Source organism: Streptomyces sp. NPDC041940, from assembly GCF_055589465.1.
This window is the reverse complement of record NZ_JBVJBP010000001.1, coordinates 290,153-312,268: the sequence shown is the minus strand read 5'-3', so window position 1 is coordinate 312,268 and position 22,116 is coordinate 290,153. Positions and strand designations below refer to the sequence as shown.

Below are 22,116 nucleotides of genomic sequence, written 5' to 3'. Positions count from 1 at the left end.
TGTCCTTTCAGTGACTTCCTTCGACACCTCCCCGCAATTGAACGTCTGGCGCGCGCTGCTCGCTCTGGCCGTCGTGTTCGTGATGCTGGCGACCACCGGCTGGACGGCCCTGCGCAACCAGCGGGGCGACACGCCGCTCCAGGCCTCGCTCTCCGCTTGGGAGCACGGCCGGATCGGCGGTCACGGGCTGCCGGACCCCGAGGCCCAGCCGAAGAAGCTGGCCCGCTTCTTCGCCTCCCTCACCGCGCAGGACCGCGCGAGCCTGGTCCGCAAGTATCCGCTCGCGGTGGGCAACATGAACGGCGCCCCGGTCGAGCTGCGCTATCGCGCCAACCGCGTCGCGCTCGTCCAGGCACGCAAGGTCGAGCGGGAACGCATGCACGACAGCCGCCTCACCTCGGTCGGGAAGCAAGAGGCCGGCCGCAGGATGCACCGCTTCGAGGACCTCATGGAACCGGGCCGCCACATCCTCGCCTTCGACCCGGAGGGCTCGGGCCGGGCGGCGGAGGTCTTCGGCGATCTGCGCCAGGCGGACCGGGTCTCGGTCGTCGTGCCCGGCGTGGACACCGACCTGCTCACCTTCCAGCGCACCCAGCGCAAGTACTCGGCGCCCGTCGGCATGGCCGAGTCCCTGCACGCGGCCGAGCGGAAGGCGAGCCCCTCGACCCGTACGGCCGTGATCGCCTGGGCCGACTACACGGCCCCCAGCGGACTCGGCATCGACTCGGCCACGGCGATGCGCGCCGCGGAGGGTTCCGTACGACTGAACGCCCTGGTGCGGGCGCTGCCCGGCGACAAGCCGGTCTCGCTGTTCTGCCACAGCTACGGCTCCGTGGTGTGCGGGGTCGCGGCGCGTTCGCTGCCGGCCCGGGTGTCCGACATCGCGGTGGCCGGCAGCCCCGGCATGCGTGTCGAGAAGGCCGCCCAACTGCACACCACCGCGAGGGTGTGGGCCATGCGGGACGCCGACGACTGGATCCAGGACGTGCCGTACCTGGAGGTCGGCGGGCTCGGCCACGGGGCCGACCCGGTGTCCTCCGGGTTCGGTGCGCGGGTGCTGTCGGCGCAGGGTGCGAAGGGTCACGCCGGCTACTTCGAGCCGGGCACGGCAAGTCTGATGAATTTCGCAGAGATCGGCGTTGGCGCATACCGCTCGGTGCACTGCGCGCACGAAGACGGCGTCTGCCGGACCGGTTTGTCCGGCACGGCGGCGGCCTGACGCGCGTAGAGGCGAAGAAATTGCGGTCTGCTCGGGAGGGGGACGGAGGAGCGTGTGCCGCATACGATGAGCCGCATGGGTGACGTACTGGCCGGATTTCATGCCGCCTGGGAGTTCGAGTCCGACTCCGTGCTCATCCGCTACGAACGGGGGATTCGAACACCGAAGCTCTTTCAGGCGCTCGGGGAACGCCGTGTTCCCCTGGACGCGATCGCCGGGGTGACGCTGACCCGCGGGAAACGCGGCACGGTCGTGCTGCGCGTCGAGCCGCGGCCCGGTGCGGACCCGCTGATGGAGGCGGCCGCCGGGCAGCTGAAGGAGAGCGGCGATCCCTACCGCCTGGTGATGCCCGCCGACCGCGAGGTGCTCGCGGAGTACTACGCCGACGAACTGCGGGCGCTGCTGACGGAGTCCGGGCCCGCTGAGCGGTTCCTGGTGGAGCCGCCGAAGGGACCGCTGTCGTTCAAGGCGTACGACGGCAAGGCCTCGTTCGACGGGCGGACCGTCAACTTCCGTTGGTTCTGGACGGGGGCGTCGTCGGCGAAGTGGAAGGCCGGGGACCAGAACTTCCCCGTCGGGGAGCTGAACGGGGTCGAGTGGCGCTCGCCCGAGGTGTTCGAAGGGCATCTGCGGCTGCTGCACCGGGACACGGGCGGGTCGGCCGCGCAGGCCGACCAGGATCCGGCCGCGGTGGTGTTCGGTCTGGGGTACGGGCCGGTGCATGAGTCACTGCCGTTCGCTGCGGCGGTGTTGGCGGCGGTGCGGACGTCTCAGCCAGTGGCTGCGGTGTCTTCCGTTTCTGCGGCCGGGCCGCGCCGGGACCCTGCCGACATCGCCGAGCGGATTCGGCATCTCGGGGAGCTGCATCAGGCCGGGCTGGTGACAGATAAGGAGTTTTCGGTCAAAAAGGCCGAATTGTTGTCGGAGCTCTAGCGTCTGCCGGGTTCGGTGAGTGGGCGGGCGCGGGTTGTGCGTGGTTGTTCGCACAGTTCCCCGCGCCCCTTATGTCCGCTTCACTCCCGTCCGGCGGAAGTAAAGGCCATGTCCGCGTAGCGGTTGCCTGCCACCTTGGCCGCTATCGGGTCCAGGAGGGCCAGTTCCTCGTCGGTCAGGACGATCCTGATCGCCGTCGTGTTCTCCTCCACCCTGGACGGCTTGCGAGTGCCCGGGATCGGGATGACCGGCAGGCGGTGGAGGGACGCCTGCTGGTGGGCCCAGGCCAGGGCGATCTGGCCGACCGACGCGCCGTGGGCCTCGGCGATCGAACGGACGGGCTCCAGGAGGGCCCCGTTGGCGGCGGCGTTGTCGCCCGTGAAGCGAGGCTGCTGGCGTCGGAAGTCGCCGGACGACAGGTCCTCGGCGCTGGCGAAGGAGCCTGTGAGGAAGCCGCGGCCGAGAGGCGAGTACGCGACGAGGGTCACACCCAGCTCACGCGCCGCCGGGACGACGTTCGTCTCGATGTCACGGCTGAAGAGCGACCACTCCGACTGCACGGCGGCGATGGGATGGACGGCGTGGGCGGCACGGAGTTCGCCGGCCGTGACCTCGCTCAGGCCGAGGTGCTTGACCTTGCCCTCGCGGACCAGCTCGGCCATGGTGCCGACGCTCTCCTCGATCGGCACGTTCACATCGCGCCGGTGCATGTAGTAGAGGTCGATGACGTCGACGTCCAGGCGCTTCAGGCTCGCCTCGACGGCCTGGCGGATGTAGGGCGGGTCGTTGCGGATGACGCGGCGCGTGGGGTCGTCCGGCGGGATCGACAGGGCGAACTTGGTCGCGATGACGAGTTCGTCGCGGTGGGCCTTGAAGAACGGCGAGAGGAACCGCTCGTTCTCGCCGGCCCCGTAGGCGTCGGCCGTGTCGTAGAGGGTGACGCCGAGTTCGAGTGCCCGTTCCAGGGTCGCCCGGGAGGCGTCCGCGTCCGAGGGGCCGTAGCCGAAGTTCATGCCCATGCAGCCGAGGCCCTGGACGCCCACCTCGGGGCCGTCGTCGCCCAGCTTCGCCGTCGTGATCCTGCCGTCCGTCATCGGGACCTCTCCGACGCCGGGGCACGCCCGGCGTCCGCGTAGAAACTGATCTTCCGGTCGAGCACGGCGAGCGTGTCGCGGAGTTCGTCGATCCTGGCCAGGACGTCCTCGCGGGTCGTCTTGAGCAGGTCGAAGCGCTCGCCGTAGGTGTGGTCGCCCTCGCGCACCAGTTCCGCGTACCTGACCATGTCGGCGACCGGCATGCCCGTCAGGCGGAGCTTGCCGACGAGGTCGAGCCAGTCGAGGTCGCGGTTGGTGTAGCGGCGCTGACCGGTGTGGGACCGGTCGATGTGCGGCATCAGGCCGATGCGCTCGTACCAGCGCAGGGTGTGCGCGGTCAGGCCGGTGAAGGCGACGACCTCGCTGATCGTGTACCTGTCCTCGCCGTCCGGGCGCCGGTCGTACTGCGGAGGGCCGGCGCAGGTGTCGGTCCTGGTCCCCGTGGTTTCCATCACCGTCATGGCCCCCACGCTAGAACCTTGGAGCGCACTCCAAGCAAGCGCGGACGGTAAGAAATCGGCAGGACGTTTCTTGATCCGTCTGGTTAGCGTACGGACTCATGAGTTCAGTACGCCGTGCCCTGCCCGAGGACGCCGAGGAAGTCCTGCGGCTGCGCCAAATCATGATCGACTCGCTGTTCGCGAGCGACCCGTCCACCCGCTGGCACGGGGAGTCCCTCCCCACGCTGAAGGCCGAACTGGGCGAGCCGGAGGCGGACTTCGTGGCGTTCGTCGTGGACCACCCGGAGCGGCCCGGGGCGCTGGCGTCGCTGGTGGCCGGGACGATCGACTACCGCATCGGGACGTCGGGCGACCCGCAGGGCAAGGTGGGCTTCGTCTTCAGCGTCGCCACCGACCCGGACACCCGGCGCCGCGGGTACGCACGCGCGTGCATGCAGACCCTGCTGGAGTGGTTCCGCACCCGCGGCGCCCGGCGCGTCCAGCTCACCGCCTCACCGGAGGCCGAGCCGCTCTACGTCTCCCTGGGCTTCCGGCCCAAGCCCGACCCCTTGCTGGAGCTCACCCTCTGAGCGCATAGGCTCGAACGCATGTCGCTCAAGAGCCTCGCGTTGATCGAGAACTGGCCGGTTCCCACTGCTGCGGCGGGTGTCATCCGGGCGGACGGCACCGTCCTCGGCACCCATGGACCGGCCGGGCGGCGGTTCCCGCTCGCGTCGGTGACCAAGCCGCTCGCGGCGTACGCGGTGCTCGTGGCGTACGAGGAGGGGGCGGTCGAGCTCGACGAGCCGGCCGGTCCGGCCGGGTCGACCGTGCGGCATCTGCTCGCGCACACCTCGGGCCTCGCCTTCGACGAGCACAAGGTCATGGCGGCACCCGGGGAACGGCGGCTGTACTCGAACGCCGGTTTCGAGCAGTTGGGCGACCACATCGCGAAGGCGACCGACATTCCGTTCGGGGAGTATCTGCGGCAGGCCGTGCTGGAGCCGCTGGGAATGACCTCGACGGCCCTGGAGGGCTCCCCGGCCAAGGACGGGGTGTCCACGGTCGAGGACCTGCTGCGGTTCGCGGCCGAGGTGCAGGCGCCGCGGCTGCTGGACCCCCGTACGGTCGCCGAGGCGATGACCGTGACCTACCCGGGCACCAAGGGCGTCCTGCCGGGGTACGGCCACCAGAACCCCAACGACTGGGGGCTCGGCTTCGAGATCCGCGACTCCAAGTCGCCGCACTGGACGGGGTCCTCGTCCTCACCGCGCACGTTCGGACATTTCGGGCAGTCCGGTACGTTCCTGTGGATCGACCCCGACGCGCGTGCCGCGTGCGTCGCGCTGACGGACCGGGCGTTCGGGCCCTGGGCGGTCGAGGCGTGGCCCGCGTTCACCGACGCGGTGCTCGCGGAGCTCTAGACCGTCAGGCCATCTCCCAGATCAGCAGCTCCGCCTCGGTCACGCCCTCGGCCTCCAGGCCCTTGGCGTCCGTGACGCGGGCCGCGTCGCCCACGCCCAGTTCCTCGCCGTCGAGGCGTACGTCACCCCGTACGACATGCACGTACGCGTGCGCCCCGTCCGGCACCGCCGTCCGCTCCCCCGCCGCGAGGCGCCGCACGTGCAGCATCGCGCCCGCCTCCGGGACGGCGTAGGGCGTCGAGTCGGCGATGCCGCGGACGACCTCGTAGTACGGGTCGCCGCCGGGCCGGAGCGGGGCCAGCCACATCTGCACGAAGGTCAGCGGGCCGGGGCCGTCGTTGCGCTCCACGTGACGTACCCCACCCGCCGAGCTGAGCCGCTGCACGTCCCCGTGGCGCACCACCGACTCGTGCCCGGTGGAGTCCCGGTGCGTCAGCTCGCCCTCCACGACCCAGGTCACGATCTCGGTGTGGCTGTGCGGATGCTCGTCGAAGCCGGCCCCCGGGGCCAGCCGCTCCTCGTTGCAGGCGATCACCGCGCCGAAGCGGAGGTTGTCCGGGTCGTAGTGGGGCCCGAAGGAGAAGGCGTGCCAGGTCTCGATCCCCGCGGCGGGTTCCCCGCCGGGGTAGCGCTCGTGAGCGCGCCGTACGTCCATCACGGAGACCACCGTAGACCCGCCGACGCACCTTCCCGTCCGGATAAGGCAGTCTTGTCCCCGTGCCCGAACCCGAAACCAGCAAGAACGCAGCCCCAGCACACGACGCCCACCCGCATGCCGCGACGCTGAAGCGGCTGGTGGAGTCGTCCGGATCGCTCGCCGCGCAGGCCATCGCGCGGATGGACGAGACGCTGCCCTGGTACCGGGCCATGCCACCGGAGAACCGTTCCTGGATCGGTCTGGTCGCGCAGGCGGGTATCGCCGCCTTCACCGAGTGGTTCCGGCATCCGGACGCCCCGCAGGCCATCTCCACCGACGTGTTCGGAACCGCGCCGCGCGAGCTGACCCGGGCGATCACGCTGCGGCAGACCGTGGAGATGGTGCGCACCACCATCGAGGTCATGGAGAGCGCGATCGACGAGGTCGCGGCCCCCGGCGACGAGAACGTGCTGCGCGAGGCGCTGCTCGTCTACGCCCGGGAGATCGCCTTCGCCACCGCCCAGGTGTACGCGCAGGCCGCCGAGGCACGCGGTGCCTGGGACGCCCGTCTTGAGTCCCTGGTCGTGAACGCCGTACTCAGCGGCGAGGCCGACGAGGGCGCCGTGTCCCGCGCCGCCGCCCTCGGATGGAACTCGCCCGAACACGTGTGCGTGGTACTCGGCACCGCTCCCGACGGCGACTCCGAACTGACCGTCGAGGCCATCCGGCGCGCCGCCCGGCACGCCAAGCTCCAGGTGCTGACCGGTGTGCTCGGGGACCGCCTCGTCGTCATCGCGGGCGGCAGCGACAACCCGCTGGCCGTCGCCAAGTCACTCATCGGCCCCTACGCGGCCGGCCCGGTCGTGGCGGGCCCGGTGGTGCCGGACCTGCTGGCCGCGACCCGGTCCGCGCAGGCCGCGGCGGCGGGACTGAAGGCGGGTTCCGCCTGGCAGGACGCCCCGCGCCCGGTCCTGGCGGACGACCTGCTCCCGGAGCGCGCGATCGCCGGCGACCCCTCGGCCCGCGAGCAACTGGTGGAGGAGATCTACAGACCACTGGAGGAGGCCGGGGCCGCGCTCCTGGAGACCCTCAGTGTCTATCTCGAACAGGCGAGCAGTCTCGAGGGCGCGGCCCGCATGCTGTTCGTCCATCCCAACACCGTCCGCTACCGGCTTCGACGTGTGACTGACGTCACCGGCTGGTCACCCTCCGATGTACGCTCTGCCTTCACGCTGCGGATCGCTCTGATCCTGGGGCGTCTGGTCGATGGAGATCTCCAGCCCTAAGGTTTTGTCGGAGCCCGACAAAACCCCCTCGTGTTCTTCGTCCCTGTCCCCACGGGCGGCCATGCCCGTCCCCAAGAGAGAGTGTGAGAGTGCTCGTACTCGTCGCTCCCGGCCAGGGCGCCCAGACGCCCGGCTTCCTGTCCGCATGGCTCGACTTCCCCGGTGTCCGCGGTGCCCTCGAGGCATGGTCCGACGCCGCGGGCCTCGACCTGATCCGTTACGGCACCGAGGCAGACGCGGACGAGATCCGCGACACCGCGGTGGCGCAGCCGCTGCTGGTCGCGGCCGGACTGGCGTCCACGTACACGCTGTTCGACGACCCGGCCGAGCTGCCGCGCAAGGTCGGCGCCATCGCCGGGCACAGCGTCGGCGAGTTCACCGCCGCCTCGCTGGCCGGTGTGCTCCCGCACGAGGAGGCCGTCCGCCTCGTCCGCACCCGCGGGCTCGCCATGGCCGAGGCCGCCGCCGTCACGGAGACCGGCATGGCGGCCCTGCTGGGCGGTGACCCGGAAGTGACGGTTCCGCACCTGGCGAAGCTGGGCCTGACCCCGGCGAACATCAACGGCGCGGGCCAGATCGTCGCGGCCGGTACGAAGGAGCAGCTCGCCGCGCTGGAGGCGGACAAGCCCGAGGGCGTGCGCAAGGTCGTCGCGCTGAAGGTCGCCGGCGCCTTCCACACGCACCACATGGCCCCCGCGGTCGACACGCTGGCGAAGGCCGCCGAGGCCCTGACGCCCGGCGACCCGGAGGTCACCTACGTCTCGAACAAGGACGGGCGGTCCGTCGCCGCCGGCACCGAGGTGCTGGACCGTCTGGTCGGTCAGGTCGCCAACCCGGTCCGCTGGGACCTGTGCATGGAGACCTTCAAGGAGCTCGGCGTCACGGCCCTGATCGAGGTGTGCCCGGGCGGTACCCTCACCGGTCTCGCCAAGCGTGCTCTGCCCGGTGTGAAGACGCTGGCCCTGAAGTCCCCCGCCGACCTCGACGCGGCTCGCGAGCTCATCGCCGAGCACGCCTGACCGCCGCCCCCAAGGAGCCGTCCGCATGGCGAAGATCAAGCCCAGCAAGGGCGCCCCGTACGCGCGCATCCTCGGCGTCGGCGGGTACCGCCCGACCCGGGTCGTGCCGAACGAGGTGATCCTCGAGACGATCGACTCGTCCGACGAGTGGATCCGCTCGCGCTCCGGCATCGAGACCCGGCACTGGGCGAACGACGAGGAGACCGTCGCCGCCATGTCGGTCGAGGCCTCCGGCAAGGCGATCGCCGACGCCGGGATCTCCGCCGAGCAGATCGGCGGCGTGATCGTCTCGACCGTCTCGCACTTCAAGCAGACCCCGGCCGTCGCCACCGAGATCGCCGACAAGCTCGGCACGAACAAGGCCGCCGCCTTCGACATCTCGGCCGGCTGCGCGGGCTTCGGCTACGGCCTCACGCTCGCCAAGGGCATGATCGTCGAGGGCTCCGCCGAGTACGTGCTGGTGATCGGCGTGGAGCGGCTGAGCGACCTGACCGACCTGGAGGACCGCGCGACGGCCTTCCTGTTCGGCGACGGCGCCGGCGCGGTCGTCGTGGGCCCGGCCCAGGAGCCCGCCATCGGCCCCACGGTCTGGGGCTCCGAGGGCGACAAGTCCGAGACCATCAAGCAGACCGTGCCGTGGACGGACTACCGTTCCGGCGAGGTCGCCAAGTTCCCCGCCATCACGCAGGAGGGCCAGGCGGTGTTCCGCTGGGCCGTGTTCGAGATGGCGAAGGTCGCCAAGGAGGCGCTGGACGCCGCCGGCATCTCCGCGGAGGACCTGGACGTCTTCATTCCGCACCAGGCCAACGAGCGGATCATCGACTCGATGGTGAAGACACTCAAGCTGCCGGAGTCCGTCACGGTCGCCCGTGACGTACGCACCACCGGCAACACCTCGGCCGCCTCGATCCCGCTCGCGATGGAGCGGCTCCTGGCGACCGGCGAGGCGAAGAGCGGCGACACCGCGCTCGTCATCGGCTTCGGGGCGGGTCTCGTCTACGCCGCGACTGTCGTTACCCTCCCCTAGGCACTCCGTGCCGGATCATGCGGTCCGGCACGAAGGAAACACCTGCCACACCCTCTGGATATCTACGAAGGAGCGCCAACATGGCCGCCACTCAGGAAGAGATCGTCGCCGGTCTCGCCGAGATCGTGAACGAGATCGCCGGCATCCCGGTTGAGGACGTCCAGCTGGACAAGTCCTTCACCGACGACCTGGACGTCGACTCGCTGTCCATGGTCGAGGTCGTCGTCGCCGCCGAAGAGCGTTTCGACGTCAAGATCCCGGACGAGGACGTCAAGAACCTCAAGACCGTCGGCGACGCGACCGACTACATCCTCAAGCACCAGGGCTGATCGTCCGACCCGGCCCTGGGTCTACTGCCCCGCCACCCGGCGGTGGCGCCGCTTAATCCTCGTATCCGTTGGAGAAAGAATTCCCGTGAGCCCGACCAATCGCACCGTGGTCGTCACCGGTATCGGCGCAACCACACCGCTGGGTGGCGACGCAGCCTCTACCTGGGAGGGCCTGATCGCCGGACGTTCCGGCGTCAAGCCCCTGGAGCAGGAGTGGGCCGCCGAGCAGGCGGTCCGTATCGCGGCCCCGGTCGCCGTGGAGCCGACCGAGGTCATCCCCCGGCCGCAGGCCCGCCGTCTGGACCGCTCGGCGCAGTTCGCGCTGATCGCGGCCAAGGAGGCCTGGGCCGACGCCGGTTTCGAAGCGAGCGCCGACGAGGACCCGAACGTCGAACCCGACCGGCTCGGCGCGGTCATCGCCTCGGGCATCGGCGGCGTGACGACTCTGCTCGACCAGTACGACGTGCTGAAGGAGAAGGGCGTTCGCCGCGTCTCCCCGCACACCGTGCCCATGCTGATGCCCAACAGCCCGTCGGCCAACGTGGGGTTGGCCGTGGGTGCCCGGGCGGGCGTGCACACGCCGGTCTCCGCCTGCGCCTCGGGCGCCGAGGCCATCGGCTACGCCATCGAGATGATCCGCACGGGCCGCGCCGACGTCGTCGTCGCGGGCGGTACGGAGGCGGCGATCCACCCGCTGCCGATCGCCGCGTTCGGCAACATGATGGCGATGTCCAAGAACAACGACGACCCGCAGGGCGCGTCACGTCCCTACGACGTGGCCCGTGACGGCTTCGTCCTCGGTGAGGGCGCCGGTGTCGTCGTCCTGGAGTCCGCCGAGCACGCCGCGAAGCGCGGTGCGCGGGTGTACGCCGAGGCGGTCGGCCAGGGCATCTCGGCCGACAGCCACGACATCGTGCAGCCGGAGCCGGAGGGGCGGGGCATTTCGCAGGCCCTGCAGCACCTGCTGGAGCGCAACGACCTGGACCCGGCGGAGATCGTGCACGTCAACGCGCACGCCACGTCGACGCCGGCCGGTGACATCGCCGAGTTGAAGGCGCTGCGGAAGGTGTTCGGTGACGACGCCGACCACTTCGCGGTGTCCGCGACGAAGTCGATGACCGGGCATCTGCTGGGTGGTGCGGGCGGTGTCGAGACGGTTGCGACCGTGCTCGCGCTGTACCACCGGGTGGCTCCGCCGACGATCAATGTGGAGAACCTTGACCCCGAGGCCGAGGCGAATGCCGATGTCGTTCGTGGTGAGGCTCGGAAGCTGCCGGTCGATGGGCGGATCGCCGCGTTGAACGACTCGTTCGGGTTTGGTGGGCACAACGTGGTGCTGGCGTTCCGGACGGTTTGATCGTCTTTACGGCGATTGGCCCGGACTCCCTGAGGGGGTTCGGGCCAATCGCCATTTTGTGACCTGTCGTGGGCCGAGTGACGGCCGGTGGGGGTTGTTCGCGCAGTTCCCCGCGCCCCTAACTACTCACACCACCTGGTGGAGCCAGCGGACCGGGGCGCCCTCGCCGGCGTACCTGAACGGCTCGAGTTCGTCGTCCCAGGGCTTGCCGAGGAGTTTGTTGAGTTCGGCTTCCAGGTCGGTCTCGCCGCGCTGCGCGCGCTGGAGGGCTGCTCTGAGGCGGTCCTCGGGGATGAGGATGTCGCCGTGGATGCCGGTGACGGCGTGGAAGATGCCCAGGTCGGGGGTGCAGCTGTAGCGCTCGCCCTCGGCGGTGGGGCAGGGCTCGGCCGTCACCTCGAAGCGCAGCAGCTGCCAGCCCCGCAGGGCCGACGCCAGTTTCGACGCCGTGCCGGGCTGCCCCTGCCAGGAGAACTCCGAGCGCCAGGTGCCCGGTGCGGCCGGCTGGCGGATCCAGTCCAGGCTGACGCGTGTGCCGAGCACCCCGGCGATGGCCCACTCGACGTGCGGGCACAGCGCGCGCGGCGCGGAGTGCATGTACAGAACTCCACGTGTCGTCACCGGAACCTCCGGGCAGAGCGGACCATCTTTGAACGGGCGGAACGGCTGTGACCGGGAGGGTCACGTTGATGGCGAGGCTACCGTGCGGTGGGGCGAGGAGTGTGACGTACGGTCGGTCCCGGTGCCGGGAATCGCTCGTCATTCACCCAGGGGGACGCTTGTACGGGTGTGAGCCGTTGCACCTGATCGGTCGGGAACCCTCGTGCGTTGTTAATGGGTGGGGAGACAGGCTTGGCGCGGCGAGGGGATGGAACAGGCATGCGGAAGCGAAGCCACCGCTCACGGATCGTGGTCGCCGTGGCCGTGGCGACTGCCGTGGGTGTCACGGGGTGTGACGCCGTGGGGGGTAATTCCCCCGCCCCGCCCGCCAGCGCGAAGCCGTCGCCCAGGCCCACACCCCTGTGGGACCGCAGCCCCAGCTCTGTCGCTGCCGTCGGCGACTCCATCACCCGTGGTTTCGACGCGTGTGACGTGCTGCAGGACTGTCCGGAGGCGTCCTGGGCGACCGGCGCCAGCCCCGAGGTCGACTCGCTGGCCGTCCGGCTGCTGGGGCGGACCGAGGCCGCCGGGCGGAGCTGGAACTACGCCGTGACCGGGGCCCGGATGGCCGATCTGCCCGGGCAGATGACCCAGGCGGTGCGGCGGAAACCGCAGCTGGTGACGGTGATGGCCGGGGCGAACGACGCCTGCCGGGCCTCTACGGCGTCGATGACCCCGGTCTCCGGTTTCCGCGGCGACTTCGAGGACGCGCTGCGCACCCTGCGCGAGGCCCTGCCCAAGGCACAGGTGTTCGTGGCGAGCGTGCCGAACCTGAAGCGGCTGTGGTCGCAGGGCCGTGACAGCCCGTTGGGCAAGCAGGTGTGGCAGCTGGGCATCTGCCCGTCGATGCTGGGCGACGCGGACGCCCTGGATTCGGCGGCGACCCTGCGGCGGGACACGGTGCACAAGCGGGTGGAGGACTACAACAAGGTCCTCAAGGAGGTCTGCGCCAAGGACAAGCGGTGCCGGTACGACGGGGGCGCGGTGTACGACTACCGCTTCGGCACGGCTCAGTTGAGCCGCTGGGACTACTTCCACCCCAGCGTGAACGGACAGGCCCGGTTGGCGGAGATCGCCTACCGCACCATCACCGCGAAGGACCCCCTGACTTAGAGTTCCGCACATGAACGAACTCTTCGGCACACTTTCCGACGGCACGCCGGTGCACCGCTGGACCCTGGAGCGAGCGGGCGTACGCGTGCGGGTGCTGTCGTACGGCGGGATCGTGCAGTCCGTCGAGGTGCCGGACCGGGCGGGCCGGGCCGGGGATGTGGTGCTGGGGTTCCCGGATCTCGAGGGCTATCTCGCCCACCCCGGGCCCTACCTGGGGGCTTTGATCGGGCGGTACGCCAACCGGATCGCCGGCGGCCGTTTCCCGCTGGACGGTCTGACGTACGCCCTGGAACCGAACAACGCGCCGAACTCGCTGCACGGCGGGGTGCACGGCTTCGACAAGCGGGTGTGGGACGCGGCCTCGGTCGAGCACGGGGTGCGGCTCACCCGGGTCAGTCCGCACGGCGAGGAGGGGTTCCCGGGTCGGCTGGAGGTCTCGGCGACGTACACGCTCCAGGAGAGCGGCGCGCTGCGGATCGCCTACGAGGCGGTGACGGACGCGCCGACCGTGGTGAACCTGACGAACCACAGCTACTTCAACCTGGGCGGTTCCGGCGACGCGGGCGGCCATGAACTGCGGCTGGCCGCCTCCCGGTACACGCCGGTCGACGCGGACCTGATCCCGACCGGCGGCCCGGAGGACGTGACCGGCACGCGCTTCGACTTCCGCGAGGCCCGCAAGGTCGGCTCCGGCTACGACCACAACTTCGTGCTGGACAAGGGCGTGGCGGATGTCCCGGTGGAGGTCGCCGAGCTGCACGACCCGGCGTCCGGGCGGGTGCTGACGGTGGCGACGACCGAGCCCGGACTCCAGCTCTACACCGCCGACCACCTGGGCAAGCCCTTCGCGCCCGGCGACGGCATCGCGCTGGAGACCCAGCACTTCCCCGACTCCCCGAACCGGCCGGACTTCCCGACCACGGTGCTGCGCCCTGGCGAGGTGTTCCGCTCGGAGACGGTCTACGGGTTCGGCACCCGCTGAGTCACGGGCCCCGGGAACCCACGAGCCCCGGTCCAGGGGTCAGGTCCCGGACCGGGGCTGCTCAGTGGGGAACGCGTCCCGGTCAGACGTTAATCGTCGCCGTGATCCTGCGGTCGGTGATCGAGCGCGCCACCTGGATCTCGTACGAACCCTTCACAAACGACCACGAGGCGTTCGCCTCGTCCCAGCGCTCGAAGGCGCGGCGCGGCAGTACGACGGTCGCCTCGGCACTCTCGCCGGGTGCGGCCTCCACGCTCGCGAAGCCGGCCAGCCAGCGCGCCGGGCGGGTGGGGTCGGGCTCGCTGGGGGCGAGGTAGAGCTGGACGACCTCGCGGCCGGGGCGGTCGCCGGTGTTGCGGAGACGGACCTTCGCGGTGGCCCCTGCGGCGCTCCCGGCGACCTCGACCGACTCGTAGGTCCAGTCGGTGTAGCCGAGGCCGTGGCCGAAGGGGTAGGCCGGGGTGCGGCCCTGCTGCTCCCAGGCGCGGTAGCCGATGAAGACGCCCTCCTCGTAGGGGAGTTCGCCGTCCGCCGGGACGACCTGGGTGACCGGGGCGTCGGTCAGGGAGCCCCAGGTGGTGGGCAGGCGGCCGCCGGGCTCCCGGTCGCCGGTGAGCACGTCCGCGAGGGCCGCGCCGCCCTCCTGGCCGGGGAACCAGCTCAGGAGCACGGCGGCGACGTCGTCGCGCCACGGCAGTTCCACCGGGGAGCCGGAGTTGACCACCACGACCGTGCGGGGGTTGGCGGCGGCGACGGCGCGGACCAGGTCGTCCTGGCGGCCGGGCAGGCGCAGGTCCCTGCGGTCGAAGCCCTCGGACTCGACGCGGTCGGTGGTGGCGACCACGACCACGGCCGTGTCGGCGGCACGGGCGGCAGCGGCGGCCTCGGCGATCAGCTCGTCGGGGTCGCGCTGCGGGTCCTGGTGGGCGAGGGTGAAGCCGATGACCCGCATGGGGTGGCCGTCGGGCGGCGGGACGGTGTAGGTGAGGGAGACCTCGACCGGTTCGCCCGCGGTGAGTTCGACGCGGGCGTGGGGCACCGGGGCACCGAAGAACGCGGCGAAGGGGTCGCCGTCCTCGGCGGGGCGCTGGACGCCGTCGAAGTACGTGGTGCCCGCGACGGTCAGCCTGAAGAGCCCGAGCCCCTTGAAGCCGAAGGTGTGCGTGCCGGTCTCACGCGGGGTGAGGGTGCCGGTCAGTTCGACGCTGTGCAGGGTGTCGTGGGTGACGCCGTCGGGCAGGTCGCCGCCCATCCACTGGATGTGGCCGCTGGGGGCCGAGCGGGTGCCGAGGACGGTGCCTTCACTGTCGCGGCAGACCGCGCGCAGCTCGAAGCCCGCGTCGGCGACGGGGAGTTCGGTGTTCGGGTCGGCGCCGAGGGCGTAGCTGAGGCTGCCGTCGGGGAGGGCGGCGGTGAGGCCGTCGAGCGGGGAGACGGTCCGGGCGGGGAAGACCGTGGCGGAGCCGCCGCCGAGGACGCGGGCGTCGCGGGCGGCGGCGCCGATCAGCGCGACGCTGCCGGGCTTCAGCGGCAGCGCGCCCGACTCGTTGCGGACGAGGACGAAGGAGCGGCGGGCGATCTCGCGGGCGAGCGCCTCGCCGTCGACGGGCGCGGGCGGTTCGGTGACGACCGGTTCGGCGCCGTCCAGGATGCCGACCCGGGCGGCGAGGCGCAGCACGCGGCGGACGGCCTCGTCGACCTGGGCCTCGTCCGCCTCGCCGTCCCGGACGGCCTGCGCGAGGGCCTCGCCGTAGACGGTCCGCGGGCCGGGCATCGCGATGTCCAGGCCACCGGCGAGGGCGCCGGTGGTGGAGCGGGCGGCGGTCCAGTCGGAGACGTTGATCCCGTCGAAGCCCCACTCGCCGCGCAGGACCTCGTTGACGAGGTGGTGGTGCTCGGTCATGGTCGGGCCATTGACGGAGTTGTAGGCGGTCATGATGCCCCAGGGGTGGGCGTTCTCGACGATCGCCTCGAAGGGGGCCAGGTACAGCTCGCGCAGGGCGCGTTCGCTCACCAGGTTGTTCACCGTGAGGCGGTCGGTCTCGGCGTCGTTGGCGACGAAGTGCTTGACGGTGGTGCCGACGCCGCCGGACTGGACGCCCCGGACGTACTCGGTGCCGATCCGGCCCGTGAGGTACGGGTCCTCGCTGTAGGCCTCGAAGTGGCGGCCGCCGAGCGGGGAGCGGTGCAGGTTGACCGTGGGGGCGAGCAGGACGTGGACGCCCTTGCGCCGGGCCTCCTGGGCCAGCAGCACGCCTGCCCGGCGGGCGAGTCCGGGGTCCCAGGTGGCGGCGAGGGCGGTCGGTGAGGGCAGCGCGACGGAGGGGTCGTCGGCGCTCCACTGCACCCCTCGGACGCCGATCGGGCCGTCGGACATGACCAGCGAGGCCAGGCCGATCTGTGGCAGCGCGGGCAGGCTCCATGTGTCCTGCCCGGCCAGCAGCCGTGCCTTGGCGTCCAGGTCGAGCTTGCCGAGAGCGGCCTCGACCGCAGCCTTACGCCGTACCTCTGCTGTATCCGTCACGCCGGCCTCCTGGTTGAAGTCGATGTCCCTCCTCATCCTGCCTCGGCGGCGTGCGAAGGATTCGGGACGGCACTCCTCGCGCCCAGGCCCTGCCCATGGCGTAGATCACTCCTGTCACGCGATACTGCGGCCGTCCGGCACCACGCCACCGCAGCACCCCCACCGTGACGGAAGGCCTGAACCTCCTTGAACTCCATACGCGTTCGCCTCGGCGTCCTCGGCCTCGCCCTGCTGACCGGCCTCACCACCCCCACGACCGCGAGCGCCGCCGGGACGGCCCCCGCTCCCACCGTCGAGGAGCAGCGGCTCGGCAAGGCGGTCCCGCAGGAGATCCTGCGCCGCTCCGGGTTCGACACCGTGGCCCCGCGGCTGGCCAGGGAGCTGGAGGGGGCCCGTTCCTACGGGGAGGCCCGCCGGGCCGTCGCGCGGGAGGGCGCGCGGTTGTGGCGGCGTGCGGTGGACCGGGCGCAGGGACGTGGACCGGCGGTCGGGGACCTCAGCCGGGACGACGACCGGCCGCTGTACTGGGCCCGGCTCGGCCTGACGCGTGAAGTGCGTACCTGGGAGCCGGAGTTCGGGCTGACGGACGGACAACGGGCCGCGCTGCTCGGCGAACTGGAGCGCACCTCACGCGGCCAGACGGCCATCGGCTATCCCCACGGCAAGGGCCTGAAGCGGATCCTGCTCACCGGCTTCGACCCGTTCACCCTGGACCGGGACATCCGTATCTCCAACCCGTCCGGCGCCACCGCGCTCGCCCTCGACGGCACGGTGATCGAGACGGCGGACGGTCCGGCCCGGATCGAGACGGCCGTGTTCCCGGTGCGCTGGCAGGACTTCACCGACGGCACCGTGGAGCGCACGCTGCGGCCGTATCTGCCGAAGGTCGACCTGTTCACGACCGTGAGCCAGGGCCGGGTCGGGAAGTTCGACATCGAGCGGACCAACGGGGCCTGGCGGGGCGGCTTCGGGGACAACGACAACATCGGCCGCACCGAGACCGTCCCCGTGACCGACCCGGCATCGCAGCCGCAGTGGACGACGACCACGCTGCCGTACCGGGCGATCGTCGCCGCGGACACCGGCCGGTTCCCCGTGTACGACAACACGAGCGTCACCGAGATCCCGGCGGGCGGCACCCAGCCCGTCGTACGCCCCGACGGGCCGACCCCCGGCTCGACCGCACGCCAGGGCGGCGGCGGGGACTACCTCTCCAACGAGATCGCCTACCGGGCGACGCTGCTGCGCGACCGGCTCGGGCTGCACGAAAGGCTGCCGGGCGGGCATGTGCACACGCCCGTGCTCCAGTTCGGCACCGGGAACACCACCGAGGTCACCGACCCGGAGTTCGTGCGGAACCGGCTGGACATCATCGCCCAGGTGCGGGCGATCCTGAAGGCGGCTGCGGAAGAGAGCTGACGCCCCCGTCGCCCTCCACGGCGGAGCCACCCGCGCGGCCCTCGTCGATCTCCTCGCCGAGCAGTTCACGTGCCATGAGGGTGGCGCCCGCGACCGCGCCCGGCATCAGGAACACCGCGACGACCGGCACCAGGAAGGCCACGGCCAGCGGCGTGCCGAAGCCCCACACCAGGGTCTTGCGGGCGCGGAGCAGGCCCAGGCGGGTGCGCAGGTCGACTCCCCGGCGCTGGAGGGCGACGGCGGTCAGCTCCTCGGTCAGGAAGAACCCGGTGACGAAGAACCCGAGCACCGGGACGGCCGTCTGGCCGACGACCGGGATGAAGCCGCACGCGAACAGCAGCACGCCCCACAGGGCGGCCCGCACCACGATCCGCAGGCTGTCCCGGCCGGAGATCCACAGTTCGCGCCAGAGCGGCAGGCCCGACTCGGGGGCGTGGCCGTCCGGGGACACGTCGCGGTCGACCTTCTCGGAGAGGTTCTCGTAGAAGGGCTGCCCGATCAGCAGCGTCACCGCGGTGAAGGTGATGACGGCGAGGAGCAGGGCGAGGGCGAACAGCACGACGGTCAGGAAACCGCGGAAGAGGCCGAGCCACGGGCTCGACCAGTCGTCGGCGAACGGCGTCGCCCAGGTGACGGCGTCCTGGCCCCACGTCGCCAGCGCGACCAGTGCCGCCGCGTACAGGACGAGGGTGATCAGGCCCGGGACCAGCCCGAAGCCGTACTGCTTGCCGTGCCGGGCCACCCACCGCTGGCCCTTCAGCAGGTACTGGAAGCCCACCCCGAGATCGCGCATGGGAAAACCCTATCGGTGCAGGCCCGGAGGCACCCCGCGGGGGCCATCCGGGTCACCGGTGACACCGACGCGCACTTGTTGCCGTTGAGTCGAACCGGTACACCTCGCCGTACCGATCTCAGTAAGCCCCGGAGGAGGTACACGTGCGCACCACGAGAACCGTTCCTGCGAGACCTGTACTGATCGTCACCCTCGGCCTCGCGACGGCAGGCTTACCCCTGCTCACCCCCCACACCGCCGGCGCGGACCCGAAGCCCGTCACCCGGGAGGCCCCGGCCGTCGACGACCGCGCGGCCCGGACACCCGCCGGCGCGGCAGAGCGCGCCCTGACCGCCGAGACCTCCCCCTCCCCCACGACCGCCACCCGCGGCTACCCCCGCCGCCAGGTCCTCTCCCCCGGCCCGCGCAACCCCGGCGACAAGTCCCTGAAGCTGGGCCTCACCCCGTACCACGCGATCGCCCCGAAGCTGAACGCCCTGCAGCGCCTCGGCGACCGCGTCAGTGTGGAGGTGACCGGCCGCTCGGCCGGCGGCCACCGTCTCTACCTGGTCACCGTCACCGCCCCGGAGACCACCCGCCAGGCCCGCGCCCAGGAGCGGATGCGCGCACTGATCGAGAACGCGCCCGCGTCCGCCGCGAAGTCCCCCGAGATCAAGCGGACGTACAAGGCCCCGGTCTTCGTCAACAGCAACATCCACGGCAACGAGTGGGAGGGCACGGACGCCTCCCTGAAGGTCATCGAGCGGCTCGCGACGGCCAAGGACGCGAAGACCCGCGACCTCCTGGCGCACAGCCGCCTGTACTTCAACGTCACGGCCAACCCGGACGGCCGTATCGCCGGCACCCGCGCCAACGCGAACGGCTTCGACCTGAACCGCGACTTCGTCACGGCCTCCCAGCCCGAGACCCGCGCGATGCGGCAGATCCAGCTCGACAAGCAGCCGGCCGTCCTGCTCGACCTGCACGGCTACGTCAACGGCACGCTCATCGAGCCCACCACTCCCCCGCACGGCGAGAACTACGAGTACGACCTCTTCCTGAAGAACTCCTACGCCAACGCCCTCGGCATGGAGTCCGCCGTCAACGCCCTCGGCTACACGCCCGCGAAGGACGGCGTGGAACCGGCGCAGATCCCGTTCCGCGACCAGGAGGAGGGCTGGGACGACTGGCCGCCGATCTTCACCCCGCAGTACGCGGCCTTCCACGGCACGGTGGCCGCCCACACGGTGGAGATCCCGCTGGCGGTGAACAACGAGGAGTACGACACCCTCCCCGTCCCGGAGCTGCGCCGCCGCTCGGCGGTCAACACGGCCGTGGCGGGCGCCGCCGTCCGCGCGACCCTGAACCACGTCCGCGAGCACCGCGCCACCCTCGTCGCCGACCAGATCGAGACCTTCCGCCGCGGCGCGGCCGGCGCCCCGCAGGTGCCGGTGTCACCGCGGACGGTCCCCGGCGTCCCCGGCATCGGCCCGGAGGACGTCTACACGACCGACTTCCCGCGCGCCTACGTCATCCCGCCCGGCGGCTCCCGCAGCCGGCGCTCGGCCCCGGCCGCCGCCCGCCTCGTCGACCACCTCCTCGCCAACGACGTCCGCGTCACCCGAGCCACCCGCCCCTTCCGCCTCGCCGGACGGACCCACCCCGAGGGCTCGTACGTCGTCGACCTGCACCAGCCCAAGCGCGGCATGGCGAACGTCCTGCTGGCCGACGGCCGGGACATCAGCGACAAGGTGTCGGTGATGTACGACATCTCCGGCTGGAGCCTGGGCCGGCTGTGGGGCGCCACGGTCGAGCGGGTGACCTCGGGCAGCCTGCGGGGCGCGCCCCTGCGCCCGGTCACCGAGGCCGCACCCGTCGCCCAAGTGCCCGCGCACGGCACCCTGCGCCTGCGCCTGACCGACCCGCGCGAGGTCGCGGCCCTCAACTCCCTCCTCCGGCAGGGGGTTCCGGTCCGGCAGGCACCCGACGGCAGCGCGATCGTCCCGGCGTCGGCACGCCGCGCGGCGCTCACCGCCGCCCGTACGCACGACGTCTCCTTCACGGCCACGCGGCTCAAGGGCGACACGCCCCTGCACCGCCTGCGCGTCGCCGCCGCCGTCACCCCGGGTGAGCTGTTCGCCCTGCGGGAGATGGGCTTCGACGTCACACCGGTCTCGACGGAGGTCCTGAACAAGGGCTTCAACTGGGCAGGCACAGACGTGCTGTTCGTGTCGGCCGGCCTGGACCACGACTCCCTCGCCGCCCCCGCCCGCACGGCCCTGGACGCCTTCCTCGACGGTCACGGCCTGGTCGGCCGGGGCGCGACGGGAGCGGCCCTGAACGCGGCGGCGGACCTGCTGGCCGTCAAGCCGGTCGAGGGCAACCCAGACGCCAACGGCGTCGTACGCACGGTGAACTCGGGCCGCCTCACGCACGACGCCCCCGCGCACGCCTTCGTCTACGCCCCGCTGTGGTTCACCGACCTCGGACCCGGTGTGCGCGAGGAGCAGTCGTACGCGATCGGGAACCCGCTCGTCTCCGGACACTGGCGCCCGCTCCCGGACGGCACCGGCGGCCCCGCGGCGGCAGCGGGAAAGACCTCGGTGGTCAGCGGCGGCCGGACGGTCCTGTTCGGCACCGAACCCCTCTTCCGGGACCACCCGAAGGGGGAATTCCCGCAGGTGGCGAGGGCATTGTTCACAGTGGCACACAGCGGTTCAGATGAGGAGAACGGATGACGCAAGAGATCCACGGCACCGTAGCCGACGGCTTCGAGGGGGTGCGCGAGGAGTTCGCCGCGTTCGTGGCCGGGGAACGGCCCGACTACGAGGGCCAGCTGTGCGCCTACGTGCGGGGCCGGAAGGTCGTGGACCTGTGGGCGGGGACCGAGGCGGACGCCCTCTACGGCGTGTTCTCCTCCACGAAGGGCGCCGCCTACCTGGTCGTGGCTCTCCTCGTCCAGGACGGCACGCTCGAACTGGACCGCAAAGTGACGTACTACTGGCCGGAGTTCGGGGCCGAGGGCAAGGGCGAGCTGACCCTGCGCGATCTGCTCGCGCACCGGGCGGGCGTGGTCGGCACGGACACCGGCTTCAGCCCGGCGGAGCTGGCCGACGACCGCCAGCTCGCCGAACGCCTCGCCGACCAGCGGCCGTTCTGGCGCCCCGGCACGGCGTTCGGCTATCACGCGCTGGTCGCCGGCGCCCTGGCCGGCGAGGTCGTACGCCGTGCCACGGGCCGCACGCTCCAGGAGATCTACCAGGAGCGCGTCCGGACCCCGTACGGCCTGGACTTCCACCTCGGCCTGCCAGCGCCCCAGGAACCGCGCTTCCGCACCACCCAGCCGATGATCCCGACCCCGGAACAGCAGGCCCTCCTCGACGCCACGCCCACGGGCCCGCACACGCTCGCCTCGATCGCCTTCAACCGCAACGCGAGCGAACCCACCGACCTGGCCTCCCTCCCCAACATGCCGCTGGTCCGCGCCAAGGGCCCGGCGTCGGTGGGCGGAGTGGCGTCCGCGCGGGGCCTGGCCGGGATGTACGCGGCGGCGATCAGTGGGCTGGGCGAGCAGGCGGCGCTGCTGAAGCCGGACACGGTGGCGGAGTTCGGCCAGTTCCACTCGGTCGGCCACGACCTGGTGGCACGGGCCCACAAGTCGTTCGGCCTCGGCTTCCAGACGACGGCTGACACGTGGCACCCGTTCCTCGGCGCCGGGACGATCGGGCACAGCGGGGCGAGCGGCTCGCAGTCCTTCGCGGACCCGTGGAGCGGCCTGGCCTACGGCTACACCCGCCGCCGGTTCGCCTTCCCCGGCGGGGCCGCCCCCGAGAACGACCGCCTGGCGCAGGCGATCCACCGGGCGGCGCTCGCCACCTGAC

At 71.7% G+C, this 22,116-nt stretch carries 20 protein-coding genes; 14 read left to right on the top strand and 6 right to left on the bottom strand.

All coding sequences use genetic code 11. From position 1 onward, the window contains the following. Positions 1 to 10: 10 nt before the first annotated feature. Both ACZ6I3_RS01350 and ACZ6I3_RS01345 read left to right on the top strand, forming a co-directional pair. A complete protein-coding gene (locus ACZ6I3_RS01350; RefSeq protein ID WP_469410796.1) occupies positions 11 to 1,219 on the top strand; it encodes an alpha/beta hydrolase in 1,209 nt (402 codons plus the stop codon). A gap of 66 nt (positions 1,220 to 1,285) precedes the next feature. Further along, positions 1,286 to 2,152, top strand: a complete 867-nt coding sequence (locus ACZ6I3_RS01345; protein WP_469411658.1) for a DUF4429 domain-containing protein — start codon at positions 1,286 to 1,288, stop codon at positions 2,150 to 2,152. 80 nt (positions 2,153 to 2,232) lie between these two features. Here the strand turns inward: ACZ6I3_RS01345 and ACZ6I3_RS01340 are convergent, their stop codons facing one another. Both ACZ6I3_RS01340 and ACZ6I3_RS01335 read right to left on the bottom strand, forming a co-directional pair. Continuing rightward, positions 2,233 to 3,246: an aldo/keto reductase gene (locus tag ACZ6I3_RS01340; protein ID WP_469410795.1), complete on the bottom strand. Its 1,014-nt coding sequence runs from the start codon at positions 3,244 to 3,246 to the stop codon at positions 2,233 to 2,235. Continuing rightward, entirely contained in the window at positions 3,243 to 3,707 is a 465-nt protein-coding gene (locus tag ACZ6I3_RS01335) for a MerR family transcriptional regulator (RefSeq protein ID WP_469410794.1), read from the bottom strand. The genes ACZ6I3_RS01340 and ACZ6I3_RS01335 overlap by 4 nt, the downstream gene beginning before the upstream one ends. Positions 3,708 to 3,805: 98 nt before the next feature. Between ACZ6I3_RS01335 and ACZ6I3_RS01330 the strand changes: the two genes are divergently transcribed. Together ACZ6I3_RS01330 and ACZ6I3_RS01325 are read left to right on the top strand one after the other, a co-directional pair. Beyond that, on the top strand, positions 3,806 to 4,276 hold the full coding sequence (locus tag ACZ6I3_RS01330; RefSeq protein WP_469410793.1) for a GNAT family N-acetyltransferase: 471 nt from the start codon (positions 3,806 to 3,808) through the stop codon (positions 4,274 to 4,276). Between the two features lie 18 nt (positions 4,277 to 4,294). Further along, positions 4,295 to 5,110, top strand: coding sequence for a serine hydrolase domain-containing protein (locus tag ACZ6I3_RS01325; protein ID WP_469410792.1), 816 nt, complete (start codon positions 4,295 to 4,297; stop codon positions 5,108 to 5,110). Positions 5,111 to 5,114: 4 nt separating this feature from the next. Here the strand turns inward: ACZ6I3_RS01325 and ACZ6I3_RS01320 are convergent, their stop codons facing one another. Beyond that, positions 5,115 to 5,768 (bottom strand): pirin family protein, encoded by a 654-nt coding sequence (locus ACZ6I3_RS01320; protein WP_469410791.1) that lies wholly within the window; start codon positions 5,766 to 5,768, stop codon positions 5,115 to 5,117. A gap of 59 nt (positions 5,769 to 5,827) precedes the next feature. Between ACZ6I3_RS01320 and fasR the strand changes: the two genes are divergently transcribed. The 5 genes from fasR (at position 5,828) to fabF (ending at position 10,765) form a co-directional block, all read left to right on the top strand. Continuing rightward, on the top strand, positions 5,828 to 7,033 hold the full coding sequence (fasR, locus tag ACZ6I3_RS01315) for a fatty acid biosynthesis transcriptional regulator FasR (protein ID WP_468191190.1): 1,206 nt from the start codon (positions 5,828 to 5,830) through the stop codon (positions 7,031 to 7,033). 89 nt (positions 7,034 to 7,122) lie between these two features. After that, positions 7,123 to 8,052 carry an ACP S-malonyltransferase gene (locus tag ACZ6I3_RS01310; protein ID WP_469410790.1) on the top strand — a complete coding sequence of 310 codons (930 nt, stop codon included), beginning with the start codon at positions 7,123 to 7,125 and terminating at the stop codon, positions 8,050 to 8,052. A gap of 25 nt (positions 8,053 to 8,077) precedes the next feature. Next, entirely contained in the window at positions 8,078 to 9,079 is a 1,002-nt protein-coding gene (locus ACZ6I3_RS01305; protein WP_328338245.1) for a ketoacyl-ACP synthase III, read from the top strand. 80 nt (positions 9,080 to 9,159) lie between these two features. Beyond that, positions 9,160 to 9,408, top strand: a complete 249-nt coding sequence (locus tag ACZ6I3_RS01300; RefSeq protein WP_003989952.1) for an acyl carrier protein — start codon at positions 9,160 to 9,162, stop codon at positions 9,406 to 9,408. Positions 9,409 to 9,493: 85 nt separating this feature from the next. Next, entirely contained in the window at positions 9,494 to 10,765 is a 1,272-nt protein-coding gene (fabF, locus tag ACZ6I3_RS01295) for a beta-ketoacyl-ACP synthase II (protein ID WP_469410789.1), read from the top strand. A 126-nt stretch (positions 10,766 to 10,891) separates the two neighbouring features. Here the strand turns inward: fabF and ACZ6I3_RS01290 are convergent, their stop codons facing one another. Further along, on the bottom strand, positions 10,892 to 11,386 hold the full coding sequence (locus tag ACZ6I3_RS01290; protein WP_382830633.1) for a DUF3145 domain-containing protein: 495 nt from the start codon (positions 11,384 to 11,386) through the stop codon (positions 10,892 to 10,894). A 258-nt stretch (positions 11,387 to 11,644) separates the two neighbouring features. Between ACZ6I3_RS01290 and ACZ6I3_RS01285 the strand changes: the two genes are divergently transcribed. Both ACZ6I3_RS01285 and ACZ6I3_RS01280 read left to right on the top strand, forming a co-directional pair. Then, positions 11,645 to 12,538 (top strand): SGNH/GDSL hydrolase family protein, encoded by an 894-nt coding sequence (locus ACZ6I3_RS01285; protein ID WP_469410788.1) that lies wholly within the window; start codon positions 11,645 to 11,647, stop codon positions 12,536 to 12,538. 10 nt (positions 12,539 to 12,548) lie between these two features. After that, on the top strand, positions 12,549 to 13,520 hold the full coding sequence (locus ACZ6I3_RS01280) for an aldose epimerase family protein (RefSeq protein ID WP_469410787.1): 972 nt from the start codon (positions 12,549 to 12,551) through the stop codon (positions 13,518 to 13,520). Positions 13,521 to 13,602: 82 nt separating this feature from the next. Here the strand turns inward: ACZ6I3_RS01280 and ACZ6I3_RS01275 are convergent, their stop codons facing one another. After that, positions 13,603 to 16,044 (bottom strand): beta-glucosidase, encoded by a 2,442-nt coding sequence (locus tag ACZ6I3_RS01275; protein WP_469410786.1) that lies wholly within the window; start codon positions 16,042 to 16,044, stop codon positions 13,603 to 13,605. Positions 16,045 to 16,230: 186 nt separating this feature from the next. Between ACZ6I3_RS01275 and ACZ6I3_RS01270 the strand changes: the two genes are divergently transcribed. After that, a complete protein-coding gene (locus tag ACZ6I3_RS01270; protein ID WP_469410785.1) occupies positions 16,231 to 17,463 on the top strand; it encodes a pyroglutamyl-peptidase I in 1,233 nt (410 codons plus the stop codon). On the opposite strand, the gene ACZ6I3_RS01265 is transcribed toward ACZ6I3_RS01270, so the two are convergent. After that, complete coding sequence (locus ACZ6I3_RS01265) at positions 17,414 to 18,256, bottom strand: EI24 domain-containing protein (protein ID WP_469410784.1); 843 nt, start codon at positions 18,254 to 18,256, stop codon at positions 17,414 to 17,416. The genes ACZ6I3_RS01270 and ACZ6I3_RS01265 overlap by 50 nt on opposite strands. 143 nt (positions 18,257 to 18,399) lie before the next feature. Between ACZ6I3_RS01265 and ACZ6I3_RS01260 the strand changes: the two genes are divergently transcribed. Beyond that, positions 18,400 to 20,973 carry a M14 family zinc carboxypeptidase gene (locus tag ACZ6I3_RS01260; protein WP_469410783.1) on the top strand — a complete coding sequence of 858 codons (2,574 nt, stop codon included), beginning with the start codon at positions 18,400 to 18,402 and terminating at the stop codon, positions 20,971 to 20,973. After that, the gene (locus tag ACZ6I3_RS01255; protein ID WP_469410782.1) at positions 20,970 to 22,115 is read left to right on the top strand and encodes a serine hydrolase domain-containing protein; all 1,146 of its coding nucleotides are present in this window, start codon (positions 20,970 to 20,972) and stop codon (positions 22,113 to 22,115) included. Before ACZ6I3_RS01260 ends, ACZ6I3_RS01255 begins: the two co-directional genes overlap by 4 nt. Position 22,116: the final 1 nt, after the last annotated feature.